The organism is Sphingomonas sp. 2R-10, assembly GCF_030062225.1.
In the GTDB taxonomy this organism is placed as follows: domain Bacteria; phylum Pseudomonadota; class Alphaproteobacteria; order Sphingomonadales; family Sphingomonadaceae; genus Sphingomonas.
In genome coordinates, this window is sequence record NZ_JASCXF010000021.1 from 1 (window position 1) to 18610 (window position 18610).

General features: G+C 68.2%; 22 protein-coding genes. 7 read left to right on the forward strand and 15 right to left on the reverse strand.

The window, feature by feature from the left end; genetic code table 11:
- Positions 1–317 precede the first annotated feature (317 nt).
- From QLH51_RS11095 to QLH51_RS11110, 4 genes are all read right to left on the reverse strand, one after another.
- Positions 318–1064, reverse strand: coding sequence for an HAD-IIB family hydrolase (locus QLH51_RS11095; RefSeq protein WP_125659032.1), 747 nt, complete (start codon positions 1062–1064; stop codon positions 318–320).
- Positions 1065–1110: 46 nt separating this feature from the next.
- Positions 1111–2151 carry a mannose-1-phosphate guanylyltransferase/mannose-6-phosphate isomerase gene (locus QLH51_RS11100; protein ID WP_125659029.1) on the reverse strand — a complete coding sequence of 347 codons (1041 nt, stop codon included), beginning with the start codon at positions 2149–2151 and terminating at the stop codon, positions 1111–1113.
- Positions 2152–2280: 129 nt separating this feature from the next.
- Positions 2281–2658, reverse strand: a complete 378-nt coding sequence (locus QLH51_RS11105) for a hypothetical protein (protein WP_125659026.1) — start codon at positions 2656–2658, stop codon at positions 2281–2283.
- On the reverse strand, positions 2651–3349 hold the full coding sequence (locus QLH51_RS11110; RefSeq protein WP_125659023.1) for an EI24 domain-containing protein: 699 nt from the start codon (positions 3347–3349) through the stop codon (positions 2651–2653). Before QLH51_RS11110 ends, QLH51_RS11105 begins: the two co-directional genes overlap by 8 nt.
- 132 nt (positions 3350–3481) lie before the next feature.
- Here QLH51_RS11110 and QLH51_RS11115 point away from each other — a divergent pair, with 132 nt between their 5' ends.
- Positions 3482–4480: an adenosine kinase gene (locus QLH51_RS11115; protein WP_125659020.1), complete on the forward strand. Its 999-nt coding sequence runs from the start codon at positions 3482–3484 to the stop codon at positions 4478–4480.
- Positions 4481–4557: 77 nt separating this feature from the next.
- On the opposite strand, the gene QLH51_RS11120 is transcribed toward QLH51_RS11115, so the two are convergent.
- The 9 genes from QLH51_RS11120 to hisB form a co-directional block, all read right to left on the reverse strand.
- Positions 4558–6102, reverse strand: a complete 1545-nt coding sequence (locus QLH51_RS11120) for an amino acid permease (RefSeq protein WP_125659017.1) — start codon at positions 6100–6102, stop codon at positions 4558–4560.
- A 108-nt stretch (positions 6103–6210) separates the two neighbouring features.
- On the reverse strand, positions 6211–6588 hold the full coding sequence (locus tag QLH51_RS11125; RefSeq protein ID WP_125659014.1) for a histidine triad nucleotide-binding protein: 378 nt from the start codon (positions 6586–6588) through the stop codon (positions 6211–6213).
- Positions 6589–6593: 5 nt separating this feature from the next.
- A complete protein-coding gene (locus QLH51_RS11130) occupies positions 6594–6911 on the reverse strand; it encodes a phosphoribosyl-ATP diphosphatase (protein WP_125659011.1) in 318 nt (105 codons plus the stop codon).
- Between the two features lies 1 nt (position 6912).
- Entirely contained in the window at positions 6913–7059 is a 147-nt protein-coding gene (locus QLH51_RS11135; protein WP_164516173.1) for a hypothetical protein, read from the reverse strand.
- A gap of 443 nt (positions 7060–7502) precedes the next feature.
- Positions 7503–8264 carry an imidazole glycerol phosphate synthase subunit HisF gene (gene hisF, locus QLH51_RS11140; RefSeq protein WP_125659009.1) on the reverse strand — a complete coding sequence of 254 codons (762 nt, stop codon included), beginning with the start codon at positions 8262–8264 and terminating at the stop codon, positions 7503–7505.
- Positions 8261–9004, reverse strand: coding sequence for a 1-(5-phosphoribosyl)-5-[(5-phosphoribosylamino)methylideneamino]imidazole-4-carboxamide isomerase (hisA, locus tag QLH51_RS11145; protein ID WP_125659005.1), 744 nt, complete (start codon positions 9002–9004; stop codon positions 8261–8263). Before hisA ends, hisF begins: the two co-directional genes overlap by 4 nt.
- Complete coding sequence (gene hisH / locus QLH51_RS11150) at positions 8992–9591, reverse strand: imidazole glycerol phosphate synthase subunit HisH (RefSeq protein ID WP_125659002.1); 600 nt, start codon at positions 9589–9591, stop codon at positions 8992–8994. The genes hisA and hisH overlap by 13 nt, the downstream gene beginning before the upstream one ends.
- On the reverse strand, positions 9588–9893 hold the full coding sequence (locus QLH51_RS11155) for a YciI family protein (protein ID WP_164516172.1): 306 nt from the start codon (positions 9891–9893) through the stop codon (positions 9588–9590). Before QLH51_RS11155 ends, hisH begins: the two co-directional genes overlap by 4 nt.
- A gap of 1 nt (position 9894) precedes the next feature.
- Positions 9895–10482 (reverse strand): imidazoleglycerol-phosphate dehydratase HisB, encoded by a 588-nt coding sequence (gene hisB, locus QLH51_RS11160; RefSeq protein ID WP_125658996.1) that lies wholly within the window; start codon positions 10480–10482, stop codon positions 9895–9897.
- Positions 10483–10563: 81 nt separating this feature from the next.
- Between hisB and QLH51_RS11165 the strand changes: the two genes are divergently transcribed.
- The 6 genes from QLH51_RS11165 (at position 10564) to gmk (ending at position 14289) form a co-directional block, all read left to right on the forward strand.
- Positions 10564–11046 (forward strand): SspB family protein, encoded by a 483-nt coding sequence (locus tag QLH51_RS11165; protein WP_125658993.1) that lies wholly within the window; start codon positions 10564–10566, stop codon positions 11044–11046.
- A complete protein-coding gene (locus QLH51_RS11170; RefSeq protein ID WP_125658990.1) occupies positions 11043–11459 on the forward strand; it encodes a GNAT family N-acetyltransferase in 417 nt (138 codons plus the stop codon). The genes QLH51_RS11165 and QLH51_RS11170 overlap by 4 nt, the downstream gene beginning before the upstream one ends.
- Before the next feature lie 23 nt (positions 11460–11482).
- Positions 11483–12868, forward strand: coding sequence for a class II fumarate hydratase (fumC, locus tag QLH51_RS11175; RefSeq protein ID WP_125658986.1), 1386 nt, complete (start codon positions 11483–11485; stop codon positions 12866–12868).
- Positions 12869–13048: 180 nt separating this feature from the next.
- Positions 13049–13267 carry a hypothetical protein gene (locus QLH51_RS11180; protein WP_125658983.1) on the forward strand — a complete coding sequence of 73 codons (219 nt, stop codon included), beginning with the start codon at positions 13049–13051 and terminating at the stop codon, positions 13265–13267.
- Positions 13264–13470 (forward strand): hypothetical protein, encoded by a 207-nt coding sequence (locus QLH51_RS11185; protein ID WP_125658981.1) that lies wholly within the window; start codon positions 13264–13266, stop codon positions 13468–13470. Before QLH51_RS11180 ends, QLH51_RS11185 begins: the two co-directional genes overlap by 4 nt.
- A gap of 156 nt (positions 13471–13626) precedes the next feature.
- A complete protein-coding gene (gmk, locus tag QLH51_RS11190) occupies positions 13627–14289 on the forward strand; it encodes a guanylate kinase (RefSeq protein WP_125658979.1) in 663 nt (220 codons plus the stop codon).
- A 105-nt stretch (positions 14290–14394) separates the two neighbouring features.
- On the opposite strand, the gene QLH51_RS11195 is transcribed toward gmk, so the two are convergent.
- Entirely contained in the window at positions 14395–16296 is a 1902-nt protein-coding gene (locus QLH51_RS11195; protein ID WP_125658975.1) for an alpha-L-fucosidase, read from the reverse strand.
- Positions 16293–18479, reverse strand: a complete 2187-nt coding sequence (locus tag QLH51_RS11200) for a hypothetical protein (RefSeq protein WP_125658972.1) — start codon at positions 18477–18479, stop codon at positions 16293–16295. The genes QLH51_RS11195 and QLH51_RS11200 overlap by 4 nt, the downstream gene beginning before the upstream one ends.
- Positions 18480–18610: the final 131 nt, after the last annotated feature.

Sequence of the window (18610 nt, forward strand, 5' to 3'; positions counted from 1 at the left end):
GGCGCCAGGACCATCGACGACCTCTGGAAAACCGTTGGCTCTATCTGCAATCTGTATGACCCCGGCGAGTGTCGCAACTACTTCACCGCCGCCGGCTATGCGCTTGATTAAACGCTCGATGCTCTAGTTAGAAGCGGGAGCTTTCCTACAGCTGCACGCGCATGGCATGGTCCGACCGGCTCTTTCACACCGTCGAACCATGCGAACGCGTACCGGCAAAATCAAGGTGCCGCGCAATACTGCGCGAGTGTGACTTTCGTGACCTTTGGGCCGCCCCCCTGCCCCGCGCACACCGGCGGGGCAGGGGGGCGTGCCGGTCACTTCTGGCAGGCGACGATGGCCTCGATCACGGCCAGCGTTTCCTGCGGGTCGCGGATTTTCACCGTGTCCATGCCCGCTGCCTTGGGCGCATAATCGTTGCCGCCGGGGAAGATCGCGTCGCCGATGAACAGCATGTCGTCGGTGGCGATTCCGCTGATATCGGCCAGCTTGGCAAGGCCGGTCGCCTTGTCGACGCCTTCCTTTGTAATGTCGATCGAGGTCGCGCCGCCCATGTTGATCGACAGGCCCGGCAGGCGCTGCTTCAGGTCGGCCTGGATGATCTTGCGCTTCTCGAACCCGGGGTCCCAATGTTCCTTGGCGTCGATCGGGGCCTGCTGGCCCAGCGCCGAGAAGGTGATCTGGCTGCCGCGGTCCTCGATCCGTTCGCCCCAGGTCTGTTCGGGGGCGAAGCCGGTCGCTTCCAGCGCGGCGTCGAACGCTTCGAGGATGTTCGCCCTGGTCGCGTCGTCGAACAGGTCGGCATAGACCGCGTTCCAGCGCCCGTCGCCATGGGTGTACAGCTTGGTGCCGCTGGTCGGCATCATCCACAGCCGCGACAGGTCGGCACGTTCGGGCAGGCGGGTCGCGACCTGCTTTTCGAACTGCGGCCAGTCGCCGCCCGAGATGATCGCAACATGCGCGACGCCCAGCAGGTCGGCCAGCGCCTCGCCCATCGGCTCGGTCAGCTGCTGCTTGCTCTCGGCCAGCGTCCCGTCGAGGTCGAAGGCGATCAGTTGCTTCATGGGATACTCCGATTGGCGCGGCGCTGTGGCCCGCCGGGACAAGGGGTTATTTCATCGCCTCGACGAGCTTCTTGACGTCCTGGCTGCGCCCGCGCGGCAGGATCAGCAGGTCGTTGCCGCTCGCCACGACGATCAGGTCGGACACGCCGACCATCCGGATGCGGATGCCATCGGTGCGGACGAGGCAGTCACGGGTGTCGATCGCCAGCACCTCGCCGCGATGGGCGTTGCCGGTATCGTCGCGCGCGCTGATCGCATGCAGCGCGTCCCAGCTGCCGAGGTCGTTCCAGCCCATCGCGACCGGCACGACGACGACGCGGTCGGCCTTTTCCATCACCGCATAGTCGATCGACTGCGACGGCGCCTCGGCAAAGGCGGCGGCATCGGGCGCGATGCGGTTGCCGTTGCGCTCGGCCTCCGTCATCGCGCGCTGGCACGCCGCCAGCATCGCCGGCTCATGCTGGCCCAGCTCGGCGAGATAGCGGTCGGCACGGAACAGGAAGATGCCGCCGTTCCACACATGGTCGCCTCCTGCCAGCATTGCCTGCGCGGCATCCAGCGGCGGCTTCTCGACGAAGCGGGCGACGCGGTGGACGCCGTCGGCGACCTGTTCGCCGGCCTGGATCCAGCCATAGCCGGTCTCGGGCGCATCGGGGGTGATGCCGAACGTCGCCAGCCAGCCATCCTGCACCTTGGGCAGCGCACGCTGGACCGCGACGTGGAACGCGGCGACATCGGCGATGACATGGTCCGACGGCATCACCAGCAGGATCGCGTCGGGCCGTTCTGCGGCGAGCGCGGCGAGCGCGATCGCCGGTGCGGTGTTGCGTCCGGCGGGTTCGAGGATCAGCGCGCTGGGAACGGCGTCGATCGCGCCCAGCTGGCGGTCGATCATGTCGGCGTGCCGCGCATTGGCGACGATGATCGGTGCGGCGAAGCCGTCACCCACCGCGCGGGTCGCGGTCAGCTGCAACATGGTCGATTCCGCGGTCAGCGCCAGCATCTGCTTGGGCGTCTCCGGCGTGGACATCGGCCACAGGCGCGTGCCCGAGCCGCCGGAAAGGATCACAGGGACGATCGTCGGCATGGTCAGGCAGGTTCCTGTTCTGGCAAGGAAGTGGTGGGTCGCAATGAAACTGTCGGGAAGTGCCGCCACCGGACGGCTGGCGATTTCATGTCGTGCCGGGCATCGTTTCGTAATCGCAGCATTTCTGGATCAGCGGCCCCCGTCGCGCCGCGTCAGCGCCGCGACGCAGCTGGCGCGATCGATCGGCGCGCCGCTGCGCTGGCGTGCATCGACATGGCGGACGACCGGCACGCCGCCCTGCGCGGGTGCGTAGAGATAGGCGTCGAGGACGCAGATGTTCGATCCGAACTGCAGCTTGCGCCCGGCCCCTTCGGTCAGGTCGAGCTGCGGCTGGCCGAACAGCTGGGTAACTGCACTGGCGTTCTGTCCCATGACGCGTTCGAGGCCGATCGTGCCATAGGTCGGGGCGGGGGGCGCAGGCAGGGCGTTCTGGCGTACGACCGGACCGGTGGCGGCGCAGGCCGACACGGCCAGCCCCAAACCCACGCTGATCCACGCGCTACGCATTCCCGACCCCCTTGCTGCGGCGACGATGAAAGGCATGCGTCGCCATCGCCGCGCCGACGAGCGGCGCAACGAAATTCACAAACGGTATCATCAGCAGTCCGGTTCCCATCAAGCCCAGAAGAAACCGCCGCCCGCCGCTCGCCGACCGCTCGGCGGGCATCGCCGCGGGCGGCAGGTGGCGGGCGGCGACCATGTCCGACAGGTCGCGGCCGAGCAGCCAGCCATTGACGACGAAGAATACCGCCGCCGTCCCGATCCCCGTGGCCAGCAGCAGCAGGTAGAGCGGCAGGAAGAACGCATTGACCGCCAGCGCCCTCAGCACCGACTTGCCGCTCATGCCCAGCGACCGGCCGAGTGGCACCGGGCGGGCGGTGGCGAGGGCGGCGGGATAGTGTTTCGCTTCGACCGCCTCGACCACCTCGTCGGCGAACAGCCCGATCATCGCGATCGCGACGATGCGGAACAGCAGCCATGCCAGCCCGACCGCGACGATCACCGCGGCGATCGCGGCAAGCGTGCCGGCGTCATCACCCAGGACGAACAGGTCGGTCGTGATCCACCGCGCGCCCCATGCCAGCCCCGCGCCGACCGCCGCGAGCAGTAGCAACGTCACCGCCAGCGACTTGGCGAGTACGCGCAGGAAAATGCGGTCGCCAAGCTGCGCGACGGACAGGAAAAGGCTTTCGATCATGGCGCGACGATGCGGGGGTGCGGGGGCGACGTCAACGCCCGCGCCCGCTTGCTAGGGGCCGCACGGCTGGCTAACGCGCAAGGCAATGTCCGGGCGCATCGGCGCGGCGGACCGACTTTCCGGAGACCTTGCTTGACCCAACCCACGCTCGACGTCGTCGCGATCGGCAATGCCATCGTCGATATCCTGGCGCAGTCCGACGACGCCTTCCTTGCCGAACAGGGCATGACCAAGGGGTCGATGCAACTCGTCTTCTCGCCCGCCGACGCCGACGCGCTCTATGCAAAGATGGGGCCGGGGCGCGAAGTATCGGGTGGGTCGGCCGCCAACACCGTCGCCGGCATCGCCGCGCTGGGGGGGAAGACCGGGTTCATCGGTCAGGTCGCCGACGACCAGCTCGGCGCGGTGTTCGCGCACGACATCCGCGCCGCGGGCGTCCGCTTCGACACCGCGGTCCGTGCCGGCGAGCCGACCACTGCGCGCTGCCTGATCTTCGTGACGCCCGACGGGCAGCGCACGATGAACACCTTCCTCGGCGCGTCGCAGTTCCTGCCCGAAGCCGCGCTCGACGCCGACCTGATCGCCAGCGGTGCGATCCTGTATCTCGAAGGCTATCTGTGGGACCCCGAAGAGCCGCGCGCGGCGATGCGCGCCGGCATCCGCATCGCACGCGACGCGGGGCGCAAGGTCGCCTTCACCCTGTCGGACACCTTCTGCATCTCGCGTCACGGCGACGACTTCCGTGACCTGATCGCCGAAGGGCAGATCGACATCCTGTTCGCCAACGAAACCGAGCTGCTGGCCCTGGCGCAGGTCGATGATTTCGACGCTGCGGTCGACAAGGTCGCAGCGCAGGTTCCGGTGCTGGTCGTCACCCGCGGCGAACATGGCGCGATCGCGGTGACCGGCGGCGAGCGGACCAGCGTGCCGGCCCAGCCGGTCGCACGCGTCGTCGACACCACCGGCGCAGGCGACCTGTTCGCCGCCGGCTTCCTGCACGGCCAGTCGCATGGCTACGACATCGAACGTTCGCTGACGCTGGGTGCGCTGTGCGCCGCCGAGATCATCTCGCACTATGGCGCCCGGCCCGAGGTCGACCTGACCAGGCTGATGCACGAACGGCTCGGCTGAGCGACGTTCCGCACGAACGAAAAGGGGGGAGGCCGATCGGTTCGGCCTCCCCCCTTTTTTGTGTCTGCTCCGGCGGATCAGTGCGCGCCGGGCGTGTTCCGGCCGTCGTCCATCTCCGGCACCTCGACGATTCCTCGGCCCAGATGGCTGCGGCGATAGCCGTAGAGGAAATAGATCACGAGCCCGACCGCGCCCCAGACCGGCAGCACCAGCATCGCATCGGGCGGAAGGGCCACGTACAGGCCGACGCAGCCGATCATGGTCGCCGGCGCCACCAGCCATACGGCGGGGGTGCGGAACGGGCGATGGCGACCCGGATCGCGCCTGCGCAGCACCAGCACGCCGACCGCGACCATGAAGAACGCGAACAGCGTCCCGGCATTGGCGATGTCCGCCAGCTTGCCGACCGGCAGGAACGCGGCGGCGAAGGTCACGCCGACGCCGGTGATCGCGGTGATGACGTGCGGCGTCTTCCACTTCGGGTGGATGGTCGACAGCTTTTCGGGCAGCAGGCCGTCGCGCGACATTGTGAAGAAGATGCGCGTCTGGCCGAACAGCATCACGAGGATGACCGAGGGCAGGGCGAGGAAGGCGGCGAGGCCGATCAGGTTGCCGATGTTCAAGTAGCCGATCTCGCGCAGGACGTGCGCCAGCGCTTCCTTCGAACAGGCCAGCGGTTCGGTGCCCATGCCGGCCAGCTCGGTGCAGCGCGCACCCAGCGCCGCCGACCCGGGCGCCAGCCATTCGCCCAGCGCCGAGGTCACCGGCTGCGAACCCAGAGGCGATCCGATCGCCCCGGCGGCGACCAGCATGTAGAAGACGGTGCAGATGCCGAGGCTGCCGATCAGCCCCAGCGGCACGTTGCGCTGCGGGTTTTTCGTCTCCTCGGCGGCGGTCGATACCGCGTCGAACCCGACATAGGCGAAGAAGATCGACGCCGCGGCGCCGACGACGCCCGCGCCGCCCGACCCGAACCAGCCGTTCGGCGTGAAGGGTTCGAAATTCTCCATCCGCATCACCGGCAGTGCGAGGACGATGAACGCGGTCAGCGCCGTCACCTTGATCGCGACCAGCACCGCGTTCACCTTCGCGCTTTCGCTGGTGCCGAGCATCAGCAGCCCGGTGATGAGCAGCGCGATGACGACCGCGGGCAGGTTGATGAGCCCGCCCGGCACATAGGGGCCGGAGATCAGCGCGGTCGGCAGGGTGATCCCGAACCACCCCTGCAACTGTCCGACGAAATAGCCCGACCACCCGACCGATACCGCCGAGGCGGCGACGGCATATTCGAGCACCAGCGCCCAGCCGACCATCCACGCCAGCAATTCGCCCAGCACGGCATAGGTGTAGGTGTAGGCCGAACCCGACACCGGCACCATCGACGCGAATTCGGAGTAGCACAGCGCCGCGACCGCGCAGACCGCGCCGGCGATGATGAACGAGAACATCATGCCCGGTCCGGCCTTTTGCGCCGCTTCGGAGGTGAGAACGAAGATGCCGGTGCCGATGATGGCACCGACGCCCAGCATGGTCAGCTGGAACGCACCGAGGGTGCGGGTCAGCGATTTCTTTTCCGCGGTCGCAAGGATCGCGTCGAGTGGCTTGATACGGCCGAAAATCATGCAGGCCCCCCAAACGCGGCGCCTTCTGTCGGACACCGCGGATTTGCAAAGGCGTGAACCTACCCGCAAATCCGGCCTGCGCAATTCCTTTCGTGCAATAAAGCTGACCTATCGTGCCAGCATCGGCCCCAGCGGTACGCCACCGAACAGGTGGACGTGCAGATGCGGCACCTCCTGCCCCCCGTCGCCGCCGACATTGGCGAGCAGGCGATAGCCCGGTTCGACCAGCCCGTTCGCGCGGGCGACCTGCCCTACTGCACGGACGAACCCGGCGATCTCGGCATCGCTCGCCCGGCCTGAGAAATCGTCCCACGACACATAGGCGCCCTTGGGAATCACCAGCACATGCACCGGCGCCTGCGGGGCGATGTCGTGGAAGGCTAGGGCGAATTCGTCCTCGTACACGCGCTTTGCCGGTATCTCCCCGCGCAGGATGCGGGCGAAGATGTTGGCGTCGTCATAGGGCTGGGTCGCGTCGATCGGCATGGCGGTCACTCCTTGGGGCGAGCGGCTTTTTCGGCGATGCCCGAGACGCCGTCGCGCCGCGTCAGTTCGGCGCGGACGTCGTCGAGCGTGATGCCCTGCGCCCGCAGCAACAGCGTCAGGTGGAACAGCAGGTCGGCGGCCTCGCCGATCAGCCCGGCGCGGTCGTCGGCCATCGCCGCGATCACGCACTCGACCGCCTCCTCCCCGACCTTCTGCGCGATCTTCGCCGTGCCGCGCGCGTGCAGCCTGGCGACATAGGATTGGGCCGGATCGCTGCCCATCCGGCTGGCGATCACCGATTCGAGCCGGTCGAAGGCGTCCATGTCAGTCCCTGCGCTTGCGGTTGCGGATCGCCCGCCGTGCCAGCACCACCATGAAGACAAACGCGACGAACGTCGCCACGTCGGAGAAGGCGAAGCCTTCGCGGGGTGGCGCGATACCCGAATGGGCGGCGAGGGCGGTGGTGACCATGGAGGGGCTGTAGGGGGTTTTGCGAGACGTGAAAATCCTCCCCATTCATGGGGAGGGGGACCGTCGCCGAAGGCGATGGTGGAGGGGGATCGCCCCGCAACGCAACCGTGCCGTATGCGGACACCCCCCTCCACCATGCTGCGCATGGTCCCCCTCCCCGTGCCGGGGAGGATCTTAGAGCCTGATGACATGGTTTTGACCCATCGTGATTGCCCTGCGCCGTTCGCTGGCAAGGAGTGCCGCGCAGCGCGGGCGCATCGCCCGGGCAAGCGGTGCGACGATGTCCGGCGGGCGGCGCAGGGCAACCGCGAAGCGGCGGGCCGATGCAGGTCCGTGGCGGCGTCGTTCGTCCGTCACGGGGGCAAAGCCCCGTTCCGTCCTCTCTCCTGTCCACAGACCTGCATCGGCTCCGTCCCGACGGGTCAAAACCATGTCATCAGGCTCTAATGCGACCGCACCGGAACCCCCGCCGCCGCCAGCGCGGCATGAGCGTCGGCCACCGAGGCCTCGCCGAAGTGGAAGATCGACGCCGCCAGCACCGCGCTCGCATGACCCTGAGTCACGCCCGCCACCAGATGGTCGAGCGTCCCGACGCCGCCCGACGCCACCACCGGCACCGACACCGCGTCCGCAATTGTCCGGATCAGGTCGAGGTCGTACCCGTCGCGCGTCCCGTCGCGATCCATCGACGTCACCAGCAACTCGCCAGCCCCCAGTTCGGCCAGCCGCAGCGCATGTTCGACCGCATCGATGCCGGTCGCCCGCCGGCCGCCATGGGTGAACACCTCCCACCGGCCCTCGACCCGCCGCGCATCGACCGAGGCGGTGACGCACTGGCTGCCGAAGCGGTCGGCGATGTCGGCAACCAGTTCGGGGCGCGCCACGGCGGCGGAATTGACCGCGACCTTGTCCGCCCCGGCGAGCAGCAGCGCGCGCGCATCGTCGGGCGATCGCACGCCGCCGCCGACGGTCAGCGGCATGAAACACACTTCCGCGGTACGGCGTACCACGTCGATGATCGTGTCGCGCCCTTCATGGCTGGCGCCGATGTCGAGGAAGGTCAGTTCGTCCGCCCCGGCGGCGTCATAGGCGCGCGCCTGTTCCACTGGATCGCCCGCATCGCGCAGATCGACGAAGTTCACGCCCTTCACCACCCGCCCGGCATGGACGTCGAGACAGGGGATGACGCGCGCCCGCACGGTCATGCCGCGGCGACCCGAATGGCTTGCGCAAGGTCGAGCCGACCATCGTACAGCGCGCGGCCGGTGATGACTCCCTCGATGCCGGCCTTGCCCTTCAGCGCATGGATATCCTCGATCCCCGCCACGCCGCCGCTGGCGATGACCGGGATCGACACGGCAGCGGCGAGTGCGGCGGTCGCCTTGACATTACAGCCTTTCAGCATCCCGTCGCGCCCGACATCGGTGAACAGGACGGCAGCGACTCCGGCATCCTCGAACCGGCGGGCGAGGTCGGTGACCGAAACGGTCGACACGTCCGCCCAGCCGCGCGTCGCGACCATGCCGTCCCACGCATCGACCGCGACGACGATGCGGTCCGGACAGGCGGCGGCGGCTTCGCGGACGAAGTCGGGGTCTTCCAACGCCGCCGTGCCGATGACGACCCGCGCGACGCCGAGGTCGAGCCAGCGGTCGACGTTCGCCCGATTGCGGATGCCGCCGCCCAGCTGCACCCGGCCCGGAAACGCCTTCAGTATACCCGCGACCGCAGCGCCGTTGACCGACTGTCCGGCAAAGGCACCGTCGAGGTCGACGACATGCAGGTGATCCGCGCCGGCTGCAGCGAACAGTGTCGCCTGATGCGCGGGATCGTCGCCGTAAACGGTGGCGCGGTCCATATCGCCCTCCGCCAGACGCACGACCTGTCCGCCCTTCAGGTCGATCGCGGGAAAAACCGTCAGGCCAGCGGAAGTCAGGGACGCCATTCGAGGAACCTCTCCAGCAGCGCCAATCCGTAGCGCTGGCTCTTTTCGGGGTGGAACTGCACGCCGAGCAGGTTGTCGCGGCCGATCGCCGCGGTCACCGGGCCGCCATGGTCGGTAGTGGCGAGCACCTGTTCGCCGTCGAACGCATAGCTGTGCAGGAAATAGGCCTCGCCAGGCACCAGCAGCGGATGCTTGCGGCAAGGTACGACATCGTTCCAGCCCATATGCGGCACGGTGACGCCCGCCGCAGGGGCCAGGCGGCGGACGGTGCCGTCGATCCAGCCGAGGCCCGCATGGCTGCCGAACTCCTCGCCGGTGGTCGCGAGCAACTGCATGCCGACGCAAACACCCAGGAACGGCACGCCGCCGTCCAACGCCCGTTCGCGCATCGCCTCGACCATGCCGGGAATCGCGGTCAGCCCGTTCATGCACGCCGCGAACGCACCGACGCCGGGCAGGACGATGCGGTCGGCCTTTGCCACCGCTTGCGGATCGGCGGTGATCGACAGGTCCCGCGCGCCAGCCGCCTTCAGCGCGTTGGCGACCGAATGGAGATTGCCTGCGCCGTAATCGATCAGTGCGATCAAAACAGGTCGCCGATCGCGTCCATCGCCAGCGTCATGGTGAAGGCGACGACCTCGACCGTGGCGACGCCGTTGACCACGAACGGGTCGGTTCTGGCGAATTCCTCGACGACGTCGGCTTCTCCCCGGAACAGCAGCACGCCGCCGGTCGGCGGGGTGCGGCGGCCGGCGAGCAGCATGACGCTTTCTTCCATCGCCGCCTTGATCCACGCGACATGCGCGTCGCGGTGGACGTCGACCTCGTCGAGCGGCTTCACATAGGTGAGCATCGCGAGGCTCATCGGCTGCATCGGACGTGCTACCATGTCACAACACTCCCTTGGTCGAGGGGATGGCATCGCCCTTGCGCGGGTCGATCTCGGTCGCGGTGCGCAGCGCGCGCGCCAGCCCCTTGAAGATGCTTTCGGCAATATGATGATTGTTGGTGCCGTACAGCGTCTCGACATGCAGCGTGATGCCGGCCGCCTGCGCGAAGCTGTGGCAGAAATGGCCGAACATCTCGGTATCCATCGTGCCGAGCTGTGCCTGCGTGAAGTCCACCTTCCACACCAGCCACGGCCGGCCCGAAATGTCGAGCGCGACGCGGGTCAGCGTCTCGTCCATCGGCGACAGCGCATCGCCATAGCGGCGGATACCGCGCTTGTCGCCCAGCGCCCTGGCGAAGGCTTCACCGATGGCAATGCCGGTATCCTCGACGGTGTGGTGCGCGTCGATATGCAGGTCGCCGACCGTCCGCACGGTCAGGTCGATCAGCGAGTGCCGCGACAGCTGTTCGAGCATGTGATCGAAGAAGCCGACGCCTGTCGACACGTCATAGGTGCCGGTGCCGTCGAGATTGAGCGTGACGTCGATTCGAGTCTCGCTGGTCGTGCGGGCGATGGTGGCGGTGCGCATGCAAATGCCCATAGCGTGTGGCTCGCCCCATGCAACGCAACGAATCTTGACGGACCGGCAAACGCCGTTACCCAAGGCGCCATGAACCAGACCGTCGCCGACAGCCTGATCCCGTATGACGAGATCGTCCAGGAAGCCCTGCGCGCCGTCGTCGGCCGCGTGCTGGGACAGGTATCCGCCACCGGCGCGCTGCCCGGCGAGCATCACTTCTACATCACCTTCAAGACCCAGGCCCCCGGCGTCGACATCCCCAAGCGGCTGATCGAACGCTTCCCGGACGAGATGACGATCGTCATCCAGCACCGCTTCTGGGACCTGACGGTCGATGCCGAACGCTTTTCGGTGGGATTGAGCTTCGGCGGCATCCCGTCGACGCTGGTCATCCCCTATGCGGCGATCACCGGATTCCACGATCCGGCGGTCAATTTCGAGTTGCGCTTCCAGGCGAACGACGAGCCGGGCGACGAACCCGAGCCGCACGACCCGGCCGAAAACGACGCGCCGATCGCAACCAGCGAGGACGGGTCGAACGTCGTCGCGGTGGATTTCAAGCGCAAGAAGTGAGCGTGGAGGTCGTCGCGACGCCCGGCGAGGCCGAGCGCGAGGCGATCCTGCGCATCCTGTCGGCGCATAACGACGCGGCGGCGGGTCCGACCGAGCGGCGGCAGGTCGCGATCGTCGTACGCGACGATGCGGGGGCGGTCACTGCCGGGCTGTGGGGCAAGATCGGCTATCGCTGGCTGTTCGTCGAGTTCCTCGCCGTCTCCCCGGCACGGAAGGGGCAGGGGATCGGACGCGACCTGATGCAGCGGGCCGAGGCATTGGCGGGTGAGGCGGGGTGCATCGGCATCTGGCTCGACACGTTCAGTTTTCAGGCGCGGGGGTTCTACGAGAAGCTGGGCTTCGCGCAGTTCGGCACGATCGACGATTTCCCGCCGGGCCATGCCCGCTTCTTCCTGTCGAAACGGATCGACTGAGCGCCCGGCGGGTTTCATCGCGCATGACCGATACCCGTACCGAAACCGACTCGATCGGCGCGATCGAGGTTCCCGCCGCCGCCTATTGGGGTGCGCAGACCGAACGATCGATCGAGAATTTTCCGTTTCCACCGTCCGAGCGAATGCCGATCGGCATCGTGCATGCGCTGGCCATCGTGAAGCAGGCGGCGGCGCGGGTGAACCGTGCCCATGGTCTCGACGGCAACATCGCCGACGCGATCGACCGTGCGGCGGGCGAGGTGATCGCGGGCAAGCTCGACGACCAGTTCCCGCTGGTCATCTGGCAGACCGGCAGCGGCACCCAGTCGAACATGAACGCCAACGAGGTGATCGCCGGCCGCGCCAACGAAGCGCTGACCGGTACGCGCGGCGGCAAGGCGCCGGTGCATCCCAACGATCATGTGAACAAGGGGCAGTCGTCCAACGACAGCTTCCCGACCGCGCTGCACGTTGCAGCGGTCGTCGCGCTCAATCGCGATCTGATCCCGGCGCTCGACCGGCTGGCCGAATCGCTGGAGGCGAAGGCGCAGGCGTGGACCGATATCGTCAAGATCGGCCGCACCCATTTGCAGGACGCGACGCCGCTGACGCTGGGGCAGGAGTTTTCCGGCTATGTCGCGCAGTTGCGCGATGCGAGGCGGCGGTTGCAGGGGGCGGAGGGCGACTTGCTGCGGCTTGCGCAGGGCGGGACGGCGGTTGGCACCGGACTGAACGCCGCGCTGGGCTTTGCCGAAGCGGTGGCGGCGGAGATCGCCACGATCACCGGCCACGCCTTCGTCACCGCACCCAACAAGTTCGAGGCGCTGGCGTCGAACGACCCGCTGGTCCAGCTGTCGGGCACGCTCAACACGCTGGCGGTGGCGCTGACCAAGATCGCGAACGACATTCGACTGCTCGGCTCCGGCCCGCGCTCGGGGCTGGGCGAGATCGACCTTCCCGCCAACGAGCCGGGCAGCTCGATCATGCCGGGCAAGGTCAACCCGACCCAGTGCGAGATGCTCACGATGGTCGCGGCGCAGGTGATGGGCAATCACCTGTCGGTCACCGTCGGCGGGATGCAGGGACATCTGGAACTCAACGTGTTCAAGCCGCTGATCGGCGCGGCGGTGCTGCGGTCGATCGGTCTGCTGGCGATCGGCATGACGAGTTTTGCCCAGCGCTGCGTCGACGGGATCGAGCCGAACCGCGCGCGGATCGGGGAGCTGGTCGAGCGGTCGCTGATGCTGGTCACCGCGCTGGCGCCTGAGATCGGGTACGACAATGCCGCCAGGATCGCCAAGCATGCCCATGCCGAGGGGTTGACGCTGCGCGAGGCGGGGCTGGCGCTGGCGCTGGTCGATGAAGCGACGTTCGATCGGCTGGTGCGGCCCGAGACGATGGTCGGGTAGCGCAACCCGGTCGACCCCGAACGTCATTCCGGCGGAGGCCGGAATCTTCGTTGACAGCGCGGCGTAGGAGCTACGGAAGGCCCTGCCTGCCCTCCGGCGACGTTCATGTCGGTATGTCCGGTCACAGGGAACCTCCGTGCCCGTCCCGCGCTGTATCCGCATAACTTCAGCGAGGTGACAATGGGTGCGACGACGATAGGGGCACTGGTCGGAGCGGCGATCGACAAGATGAGCGGCGACGACGATTCGAGCGTGGATGGCGCGATCAAGGGTGCCATCTTTGCCAACGTCCTGAAAGTCGTCGTTCCCCTGGCCGTTACCTACGCGGTCGGCTGGGCCGTGTTGCGCGGCGCGGCCGAGCTGAAGGAACAACTGTTCGAAACGGAGGATGCAGCATGATCGGACGGATTATCGGTGCGCTCGTCGGGCGCGAGATGGATCGCCGCGACGGTCGCGGTGGTGCGAAGGGTGCTGCGATGGGCTGGTTCGCCGGCAGCGCGATGCGCCGCATGGGACCGCTCGGCATGATTCTGGGCGGCGGGTATGTGGCCAAGAAGGCCTATGACCGGCGCAAGCTGGACAAGATCCGACGCGACTGGTGACGCGTGCCCGGTCCGCCGGGCGCGGACTGGTGCCGGACGGGATGACCCGCGACCGGCCGGAGGGAACTCCACTTGCCGTGGACTCGAGCAAGGGGCGATGGCTTTGTGCCGTCGCCCCTTGACGCCGCGCGCCTGCCCGCGCGAAGAGGCCGGTCCATGAGCCATCTGCCAGACCCCGACCTCCACGGCTTCAAGCGCCGGGGCGTGTTGTTCGTCCTGTCGTCCCCATCCGGCGCGGGCAAGTCGACCATCGCCCGCAAATTGCTGGCGGCGGAGGACGATCTGTCGATGTCGGTATCGGCGACGACCCGTGGTCCGCGGCCGGGCGAGGTCGACGGCAAGGATTATCATTTCGTCGACCTCGAGGAATTTCGGCGCATGGCGGCGGAGCACGAGTTCCTCGAATGGGCGCATGTGTTCGACAATCGCTACGGTACGCCGCGTGCCCCGGTCGAGGCGATGCTGAGCGCGGGCAAGGACGTGCTGTTCGACATCGACTGGCAGGGCGCGCAACAGCTGTTCCAGATCGCGGGCGGCGACGTCGTCCGCGTCTTCATCCTGCCGCCGTCGATGGCCGAGCTGCGCCAGCGGCTGGTGTCGCGCAATACCGACAGCACCGAGGTGATCGATCGCCGCATGGCGCGCGCCGCGGCGGAAGTCAGCCACTGGGACGGCTATGACTATGTGCTGGTCAACGACGATGTCGAGGACTGTTTCCGCAAGGTGCAGACGATTCTCGCAGCCGAACGCCTCCGCCGTTCGCGTCAGACCGGGCTGATCGGCTTCATCCGCAAGCTGATGCGCGCGCCGGGCGAATGATGCCCCGGCCGGATCGTCGGTGGGACGATCCGGTTCGGTGCTGTCTGTGTTCGAACCGGACGCTTCGCCGCACGAGGCCCCGGCCGTCGCCGGGGCGACGTGTCGTTACCGGAACGCGCCGATCTCCGCGACCGCGATGGCCGGTGCCGGGACCGCAGGTTGCGGGAAGGCGAAGCGCAGATAGCGGGCGGCGCGGGGGGTGGTGAAAGGCAGCCGCTGGGTCGCGCGCGCGTAGTTGATGTTCTGGAATTCGCCGGTGCCGCCCGGCGTCCAGCTGCGCCCGTCGACGCTGGTTTCGACGACATACTTCATCGGCGGGGCCGCCTGCGGGTCGACGTGGCGCGTCGGCGTCAGGGTGAAGCCGGCCAGCGTCTCGCTGCGGCCCATGTCGATGGTCAGCGTCGCCGGGGCCTTGCTGGTCCACGCGGTGCGCGGGGAGGCGTCGAGCAGCGCTTCGCCGCCGGGCGCGCTGGCGGCGGTCACCTTCCATGTCGTGCGGTCGACGATGCTGGCGTCGGTGACCTTCAGCGGCGGAAGGTCGACCGGCGCGACCGAGCGGAACAGCGCGAATTCGCGGATTGCCGGACCGGCTTCGGCGGCGACGGTGCGGAACCGGACGCGGCGCGGGCTGATGGGCGCGGGCAGGCGGACGAGGCGCTGCGGGCCGACCATGTCCTTTTCGGCGACCGTCGTCCACGCGTCGCCGCCGTCGGACACGTCGATCGCGAAGCGGGTGACGCGCAGACCCAGCGGCAGCCATTCCTGCAACCGCACCGTGTCGAAGCTGCGGCCGGGCGGCAGGTCGAGGATGATGCTCGCATCCTTCGCATCCGCCGGGGCGAGCCAGAAGGTATCGAGATTGCCGTCGTTGACGTTGCGGGCGGTGCTGCCGGTGTCGGCACTGGCGGTGGCGATCGCGCCGTCGGCCAGATTGTTGGCGAAGGTTGCGCGCAACGCGTTGCCGAAGGCGGTCAGGCTGGCGACGTCGCGGTCGTGGATGCGGCCGCGGCGGTCGGGGGGCAGGTTGAGGTGGAAGGTGGTGCCATGGCCGACCGACTGGTCGTACATCTCCATGATCTTGCCGGGTAATTTTACCTGTGCATCCTCATCGGCATGGTAGAACCAGCCCGGACGGATCGATACATTTGTTTCCGCCGGCCACCATAATTCGGCGCCGCGTACGCCGGTGTTGCCCTTGACCTGATCGTAGGGCTCGTTCGGCATGGTCGGCCAGCACGGGTCGGCGGCATGGCCGTCCTCGTTGCCGACCCAGCGGATGTCGGCGCCGAGCGGATCGAAGGTGCAGGCATCGGGTTGCAGCCGATGGACCAGCGCGACGATCGAGGGCCAGTCATAATATTGAACCGCATTGATTTTCCGCGTCTCGCGCGCGCCGCCATAATAGCCGTCGCCACCGTTCGCGCCGTCGAACCATACCTCGAACAGCTTGCCGTAGCGGGTGCACAATTCGGTCAGCTGCGCGCGGTAATAGGCGATGTAGCCGGGCGTGCCGTAATCGGCGCGGTTGCGGTCCCATGGTGACAGGTACAAGCCGAAGTTGATCCCGCCGCGCCGGCATGCCTGTTCCAGCTCGCCGACGATGTCACCTTTTCCCTGTTTATAGGGCGAATTGCGGATGCAGTGCTCCGTCAACATCGTCGGCCACAGGCAGAAGCCGTCATGATGCTTGGCGGTCAGGATCAGGCCGGTGAGTTCGCCCGCCTTTGCCGCCGCGACGATCTGGTCCGGGTCGAAGTCGGTCGGGTTGAACAGTTTGGGGTCTTCATCGCCATAGCCCCATTCCTTGTCGGTATAGGTGTTGATCGAGAAATGGATGAAGCCGTACTGGCGATGGTCGTGCCATTTCAGCTGGCGCGGCGAGGGCGTCGCGCCCCACGGTGCGGGCAGCGGGCCGGCCCCGCCGTTCGGACGGACCGGCGAGCAGGCGGCGGCACCGGCGATCAGGCTACTGCCCATCAGCGTGCGGCGGGTCAGGATCGGGGTCATTGCGATGCTCCGGTAAGGGGTTCGGGAATCAGCCAGGTCTGCGCAACCTGATGGCCACGTCCGCCACCGCCGATCCCGGCGGGGCGGTGCCATTCGAGGGTGAGCGTACCATCGGCGGTGAGGCCTTGCGGAATGGCGGTTTCGACGGTTTCGCGATCGCCTGTGCGCGGACGGAAGGGGTGGAGTTCGACGCCGTTGCCGGTGAGCCGCATCGGCAGCGCATAATCCTCCCCCGCCCAGCGCGCGATCAGGCGGTAGCGGCGGTTGCGCTCCAGACCGGTATAGCGCAGCCGGACGGGGGTTTCGTACAGCCCCTCGGCATAGCTGAGATCGGCGATGCGCCAGCCCTGATCGGGAACATGGTCGGCGACGCCGTCGATCGCACTGGCCATCGACTGCGGATCGGCGTCGAAGCCCGGCCCACGCACCAGATGCGGTTCGTTGGCCGGGTCGCCGAGATCGTCGTACAGCGCCATGTCGCGGGTACGCCATGGATCGCCGATCGCATAGAGGCGGGCGGCGGCGTCGGGCTTCGTCAGCGCGTCGGCGATCTCCGCCTCGACGACGGTGCGGTCGTTGAGCTGGATGTCGGCGCGGTCGAGGTTGGCGCCGCGTTCCCAATGCGACGCGCCGTGGCGCGGCACCGACAGCTGCATCCGCGCGCGCTGCCACAGCCGGTCGGCGATGACGGTCAGGTCGGCGCGCAAGGGGGCGACGATAGCCGGTTCGGGGCGGGCATAGGCGAAACGCGCGGCGACGGCGGCGGGTTCGGCACCGGTCGCCGGCGCCTGGCGCAGCGTCCAGAACGCCTCGCCCTGCGTCGCCCCGGCGGCGATCAGGCGGTGGCGGACCAGCGCGTCATAGGTGGCGCGGTAGCGATACAGGTCGATGCGCCAGTCGGCCCAGCGTGCCGGGCGGATGCCGTCGACCAGCCGCAGCGTGGCGTCGATCCCGGCATTGGCCGACGGATCGCCGCGCCAGTTGCTCTCCAGCGCCAGCGGCACCGCGGCGAACGCCATGTCGCCGACGAACATCCGCGCATAGTCCCGTGCGACGTCGCTTGCCGGGGTCGTGGGGTTCCAGCCGAGGCGGAACCACTGGGTCACGTTCCAGTCGTCGTTGACGCCTTCGCTATAGGTCACGAAGCCGCGCGTGCCGGGCGCGAGATGGGCGAAGATGCGGTCGGTCGCCATGGGGCGGGGGTTCACCGGTTCGCGCCCCTGCGTCAGCGCGAAGGCGGGGTGCCAGTCGGGGATCGGGAATTGCGCGTGCATCGTGTGCGCGGTGTCGGGATAGGTTTCGATCGGGTATCGCGCGGGCGTGCGGCGGCGATGCGCGGCGATGCCGTCGCGGGTCTGCGGGCCGACGAAGATCGCGCTGAGCCAGCGCGGGTTCCGTGCGAGCTGCGCGTGGAAGGCGTCGAGGCCGGCGGCGTCGAACCCCTGGGTCGACAGCAGGACTTCGGCCTTCGCGAAGCGCCGGCGGAGGGTGCCGGCGATCCGCTGCGCCAGCGGAAACAGCCGGTCGGGCGCGGTATGGCCGGGATCGCCGCCGGGAATGTAGAGCGCGTCGAGCGCGGGAAGTTTCGCGGCGAGCGTCGCGATGTCGGCGACCTCGGCGTCGGTGCTGCCGAGCTTCGCGTAATCGCGCAGCAGAGGGTAGAAGAGTGCGACATCGAGGCCGAGGCGGTGGGTGGCGGCGGCGACCGCGACCAGCATTTCGGTGGCGGGCAGCGGGAACAGGGGCGAGCTTGCGGCATCGTCGGACACCGGCGCGACGAACTGGATGCGGTTGGCGCCCAGCAGCGCGAAATCCTCGATCCGGCGGGTCAGCATGGCGACGGTCCATGCGTCGTAGCTGTTGTTCTTCGCGCGATAGCCGATCTGGGTGCCGCGGATCGCCGTCGCCGGGGCTTCGGTGACGTGCGTGGGGGCGGTCAGGGTCAGGTCGTCGAGATGGCGCAGGAGCCAGCCTGCGGCGTAGAGGCGCGCGCGGGTGGTGGCGGCGCGGATGGTGATGGTGCGCGCGGTGGTAGTGATGGCGAAGGCTTCGGGGGCGAGCCTCGCCGGCAGGAAGCGGATGGTGACCGGAGGGGCGCATCGTGTGGCGTCGAGCGAAGTCGCAACCCGGTCGTACCCCGGCGAAGGCCGGGGTCCAGTTACGGCACGGCCGCAATCTTCCACTGGCGTCCCCCAACTGGACCCCGGCCTTCGCCGGGGTACGGCGGAGTTGCATCCTGCGTATCCCCGCGCAGGCGGGGATCCAGTGCCACTGGCGCAACCGTCTGGTCTGCTGGGCTCTGGACCCCCGCCTG